Source organism: Actinomadura logoneensis (genome assembly GCF_003428695.1).
GTDB classification, from domain to species: Bacteria; Actinomycetota; Actinomycetes; order Streptosporangiales; family Streptosporangiaceae; genus Spirillospora; species Spirillospora logoneensis.
This window is the reverse complement of record NZ_QURH01000049.1, coordinates 1-4,908: the sequence shown is the minus strand read 5'-3', so window position 1 is coordinate 4,908 and position 4,908 is coordinate 1. Positions and strand designations below refer to the sequence as shown.

Annotated in this window: 4 protein-coding genes and 3 tRNA genes; 1 reads left to right on the top strand and 6 read right to left on the bottom strand. The window is 73.8% G+C overall.

All coding sequences use genetic code 11. The features are described from left to right. On the top strand, positions 1-646 hold a 646-nt coding region (locus DZF91_RS39345), incomplete at its 5' end, for a hypothetical protein (RefSeq protein ID WP_199486357.1). A gap of 245 nt (positions 647-891) precedes the next feature. Here the strand turns inward: DZF91_RS39345 and DZF91_RS02710 are convergent. The 6 genes from DZF91_RS02710 to DZF91_RS02685 all read right to left on the bottom strand — a co-directional run bounded on the left by DZF91_RS02710 (position 892) and on the right by DZF91_RS02685 (position 4,733). After that, positions 892-964 (bottom strand) — tRNA-Glu (locus DZF91_RS02710). A gap of 157 nt (positions 965-1,121) precedes the next feature. Further along, positions 1,122-1,194, bottom strand: a tRNA-Glu gene (locus DZF91_RS02705). Positions 1,195-1,233: 39 nt separating this feature from the next. Then, positions 1,234-1,305: transfer RNA gene (locus tag DZF91_RS02700), tRNA-Gln, on the bottom strand. 196 nt (positions 1,306-1,501) lie between these two features. Further along, positions 1,502-2,140 (bottom strand): DUF2461 domain-containing protein, encoded by a 639-nt coding sequence (locus tag DZF91_RS02695; RefSeq protein ID WP_117355929.1) that lies wholly within the window; start codon positions 2,138-2,140, stop codon positions 1,502-1,504. Between the two features lie 94 nt (positions 2,141-2,234). Further along, entirely contained in the window at positions 2,235-2,999 is a 765-nt protein-coding gene (locus tag DZF91_RS02690) for a fumarylacetoacetate hydrolase family protein (protein ID WP_117355928.1), read from the bottom strand. Between the two features lie 27 nt (positions 3,000-3,026). Further along, the gene (locus tag DZF91_RS02685) at positions 3,027-4,733 is read right to left on the bottom strand and encodes a cellulose binding domain-containing protein (protein WP_117355927.1); all 1,707 of its coding nucleotides are present in this window, start codon (positions 4,731-4,733) and stop codon (positions 3,027-3,029) included. Positions 4,734-4,908: the final 175 nt, after the last annotated feature.

The window sequence follows — 4,908 nt, the reverse complement described above, 5'->3', positions numbered from 1 at the left end:
CGAACGACCCGCGCCCGCCGCGACCGAGCGACCGGCGACGGGCGTGGCGGTGCCGCGCCAGGCCGCGCGCCTGGCGGCGGTGAAGTGCGCCACCGACCTGGCCCGTCCGTCCGGCGTCGGCCTGGTCGGGGACGGCGCGGACGGCTTCGTCCGGGCCGTCCTCACCGAGCTGGTCACCGGCGGCGACCCGCGCGCCCGGGTCGTCCTGTCCCGCACCGAGGTGGACCGGCTCTACGGCGACGCGTTCGACGAGCCGCTGCGCGCGGCCCTGGAGCCCGAACTGCACGTCTGCGAGCTCCTCGAGGACGCGATCGAGCACCTGGAGCTGGAGATGCTCGTCAGCGACGCCGAGCACGCCAACCCCGACCTCAGCCCGACCGGCGGCCGGCGCGTGGCCACCACGTACTGGATCGCCACGCCCGGGCACGACGACGACGTCGTGCTGCCGCTGGTGCGGCGCGGGCCGGAGCACCGTCCGGTGGGCGTCATGTTCGGCGTCTGGCCGCACGGACGCACCTGCTCGATCGACGCCGACGGCACGCTCACGTTCCCCTCAGGCCCGCGCCGCGTCCCGCTCCTCTCGGCGGACGCGTCGCTCGCGGCGCTCCGCGCGCACGCCTCGACCGGCCGAACGGGCCGGTTCTGAACGGGCCGGTTCTGAACGGGCCGGTTCTGAACGGGCCGGTTCTGAACGGGCCGGTTCTGAACGGGCCGGTTCTGAACGGGCCGGTTCTGAGCCGCGACCCGCGAGAGCCGCTTCCGGGCGCGCCGCCCGGCGCGCCCGGCGCGCCCGCGAACGGCGGGACGACGCCGCGAAATGCGTCGGCAAATGATCAGAGAAAAACGAAACGAGGCCCCGGTCGTGATGACCGGGACCTCGTTCTTCGCGCGTACCCCCGAGCGGATTCGAACCGCCGTTACCGCCTTGAGAGGGCGGCGTCCTAGGCCACTAGACGACGGGGGCCTGATCTTGCGTTCGGCTTCGCGGTCTCCCGCTCGGCCTCGGCCAGCTTAGCGGATCTCGCGCGGGCCTCCGACCGGTTCGCACCGGAAAGGCTCCCCGACAAGATCGAAGCCCCGACCGCGTGTGCGGCGATCAGGGCTCTCACCTGCTGACTGCGTACCCCCGAGCGGATTCGAACCGCCGTTACCGCCTTGAGAGGGCGGCGTCCTAGGCCACTAGACGACGGGGGCCTGCGCGACACCGATCCGCTTCCGCGAGATCGGGATCAGCTGGGGTACCAGGACTCGAACCTAGACTAACTGAACCAGAATCAGTCGTGCTGCCGATTACACCATACCCCAGTGCCGTGAGCTTCCCTTTGGCCCTTCCGGGCTTCCGTTTCGCTCGCGCCTCGAAAAGAATACAGGAGTCTGGGAGGAGTGCCAAAACGAATAGCGCAGGCGCCCGACCGGCCCCTTCCGCCCGTCCCGGCACACCCCCGGGCCGTCCCTCCCGGAGGCGGTCGGGCGGCGTCCGCCGGGGCCTCCGGGAGGGCGGTCAACGGCCGAAGTCGGGCGGGCCGACGTGCTCCTGCGCCCACTCGCCGAGGGGGCGCAGCCGTCGCCAGGCGTCCGCCACCCGGTCGATGACCTCGCGGGTCTCCATCCACGGGTCGGCGGGCCAGCCCTGCCGCGCGTAGAGCCTGGTGTGGCGCAGCAGGTCGATCCTGGGGTGGTCGGCGTCGAAGCCGCGCGGACGGGTCTTCAGGGTCTCCCCCGCGATCTCCATGCCCGCGCCCCGCAGGTCGTCCAGGAGCGTTTCGAGGGCCTTGCCCGACGCGGGGGCGTGGACGGCCGCGCGGAACCGCTTCAGCCGCTCGCCCTGCATCGAGTACATGCCGCCCGCGACGGCCATGCCGTCGGCGTCGATCTCCACGTACAGGCTGCCGTCGAAGACCAGCGCGCCCTGGTGGTCCTTGTAGGGGGTCTTGTCCTTGCTGAACCGGACGTCCCGGTACGGCCGGAACAGCTTGGCCGCCCCGAACTCGGGCTCCAGCTCGTCCAGCAGGGCGAGCATCGGCTCCCGGACGTGTCGCTCGTAGCGGGCCCTGTTCGCCGTCCAGTAGTCCCTGCTGTTGTCGGCGAGAAGCCCCTCGTAGAAGGCGAACGCCTCCTCGTCGAAGCCGTCGAAGCTCATTGGTCCTCCGTGGCGGGAACGCGTACGGCGTCCCCGGATGCTGTCCGGGGACGCCGTGACGACGGTAGAGGCGGCCAGGCGTCCGGCCGGCGGGTCAGTCGCGCGCGACGACGCGGTTGGCCAGGGTGCCGATGCCCTCGATCTCGACGGCCACCTCGTCGCCGATCCCCATCGGGCCGACGCCGGCGGGGGTGCCGGTGAGGATCACGTCGCCCGGCAGCAGCGTCATGACCTGCGTCACGTACTCCACCAGCGCGGGGATGTCGTGGGTGAGCTGGGACGTGCGGGCGTCCTGCTTCACCTCGCCGTTCAGCCGCGTGGTGATCGCCAGGTCGGACGGGTCGAGCTCGGTCTCGATCCACGGGCCGAGCGGGCAGAAGGTGTCGAACCCCTTGGCCCGGGTCCACTGCCCGTCCCGCTGCTGGAGGTCGCGGGCCGTGACGTCGTTCGCGCAGGTGTAGCCGAGGATGACGTCCTGGGCGCGGGACGCCGGGACCTCCCGGCACAGGCGGCCGATCACGACGGCGAGCTCGCCCTCGTAGTCGACGCGCCGGGTCAGCTTCTCCGGGTAGGCGACGGGCTCGCCGGAGCCGATGACGGCCGTGGACGGCTTGCTGAAGATCACCGGCTCGGCGGGCGGCTCGCCGCCCATCTCGCGCGCGTGCTCGGCGTAGTTCTTGCCGATCGCGATGACCTTGCTGGGCAGGATCGGTGCGAGCAGCCGCACGTCGGCCAGCGGGAAACGGTGCCCGGTGAAGGTCAGATCCCCGAACGGGTGCGCCGCGATGGCGGCGATGGTGTTCTCTTCGACCACCCCGAAGGACATGCCTTCGCCGGTGGAGAACCTCGCGATTCGCATGTTCAGCAGCCTAATCGCCGCGCGGGGTCAGAAGCCGCACGGCCGTCCCGACAGCAGGCAGTGCTCCGGCCGGGCGGGCTGCCCGGTCGCCCCGAACCGGACGGTCAGGTTCCCGCCGGGCGGGACCGCGAGCGTGCCCTGGATCTCCGCGTGCGTTCCGCCGTGCACGAGTTCGGCGCCCCAGATCGTGTGGACGTCGGCGCGCGGCGTGTCGAAGGTGATCTTCCAGCCCCGGAGCGGCGCGCTCCCTGGGTTGGTGATCGTGAACTGGCCCTCGAAGTAGCCCTGGCTCTGCTGGACGATCTGGTAGCTGATGCCGTTGCCCTGGACGACCGGGCCGGGTGGCGCGCCGTCTCCGCCGGAGGTGGGAGGCGGCGCTCCGGGGGACGAGGCGGGAGGCGTCGCGGTGGGGGGCGCGGTGGGGGCCGCGGACGGGGAGCCGCCGTCGCTCCCGGCGGGCGTCCGGGAGGGCGAGCCGGACGGCGTGGTGGCGTCCGTCGGCGAGTCCGAGGGCTCGGGGCTCGCCGTCGCCGGATCCGTGGCGATCGGTGCGGCCTTCGGCGCGCCTCCGCCGGACGAACCGGTGAGGAGGAACGCGGCGCCCGCCCCGAGCAGGACGAGGAGCACGCCCGCGATGAGCGCCACCAGGGCCCAGGGGTTCTTCTTCCCGGGTTGCCGACCGGGTCCGGAACCGTGGGCGGGCATCGTGCCCGTTCCCGCGCCACCGCCCGCCGCCGGGCCGCTGAACATCGCCAGACCGCCGCCCGCGCCCGAGCCGCCGCTCGGGAGGGAGTTGGGGCCTGTTCCCGGGTTCGCCGGCGGCACGGGGCTGGGTCCAGTCCCCAGGCTCCCGGGTGGGGCCGGGCTGGGACCTGTTCCCAGGTTCGCCGGTGGGGCCGGGCTGGGGCCCGTGGCCGAGCCGCCGAGCGGAGCCTGACCGCCCAGCGAGGCCGGGTTGCCCAGCGCGCCGGGGCCTCCGGCGTACGGGACGGGTGGGATGCCGAACGCTCCGCTGGGGTTCGGCTCCGGCGCTCCCCTGGCCACGCTCAGGTCTCCGGTGTGCGGGCCTGCCGAGGGTGGCGGCGGGCTGGACGCCGCGCCCTCCGCGCTCTGTCCGACCGGAGCAGGCGGGAGCCCTTCCGCGCCGAGCGCGACCGCCGGGCCGTTCTCTTCCGCCCGAGCCGCGGGTTCACGAGGAGCCTCGGGCTCCCACGCGTCCTCACCGGACGGGCCTTCGGGCGCGGTCGCCTCCGGGAGCTCCGAAGGAGCGGTGTCGTTCGGCGCGGGCACTCCGAAGGGGATCGCCTCGGGCTGGTCGCGCCGGGGGATCGGAATGTCGGTGACCGTGACGGAGGCGAGATCGACGTCGTCGTCGGACGGCCCGCCGGCCGTGGCCGGGACGGGGTCCGGCACGACGCCTTCGGGGAGGGTGTCGACGTCCTCGGCCGTGCCGGGGAGGTCGGTGAGGGTGGCCTGGGCCGCCGGGAAGTCGGTCATCGTCTCGGCGGGGGCGGGAGGCGGCGCGTCCGCCCGCTGCGGGATGTCGTCGGCCGGGAGCGGGTCGTCGGCCGGAAGTGGATCGTCGGCCGGGGGTGGGGCGTCGGCGGGCGGCGGGGTGTCGATCATGGTGTCGTCCGGGGCGGAGGCCGGGCCTGACGGGACCGGCCTGCGGACCGCGAACTCCGCGGTGCTCGTGTGGTCCGGGGGGACGTAGCCCGGGGTTTCGCCGCTCACCTGGTCACCTCTCCAGCACTTCGGTTCACCCCGATGCGACGGTCCGGAAGGCCGTCGGGTTCACGCACGAGGGGATCATTCCGGAACATTTCGCGGCGGCGGGCGCGGCCGTCCGCGCGGCGGCGCGCACGGCAGGCACGCGCGGGGTCCGAGGGACACGCGGGGCGCGGGCGGC

Coding starts and splice junctions, on each gene's coding strand:
- DZF91_RS02695 (WP_117355929.1), bottom strand. CDS start 2,140: ATGAGCTTCGACGGCTTCGACGAGGAGGCGTTCGCCTTCTACGAGGGG.
- DZF91_RS02690 (WP_117355928.1), bottom strand. CDS start 2,999: ATGCGAATCGCGAGGTTCTCCACCGGCGAAGGCATGTCCTTCGGGGTG.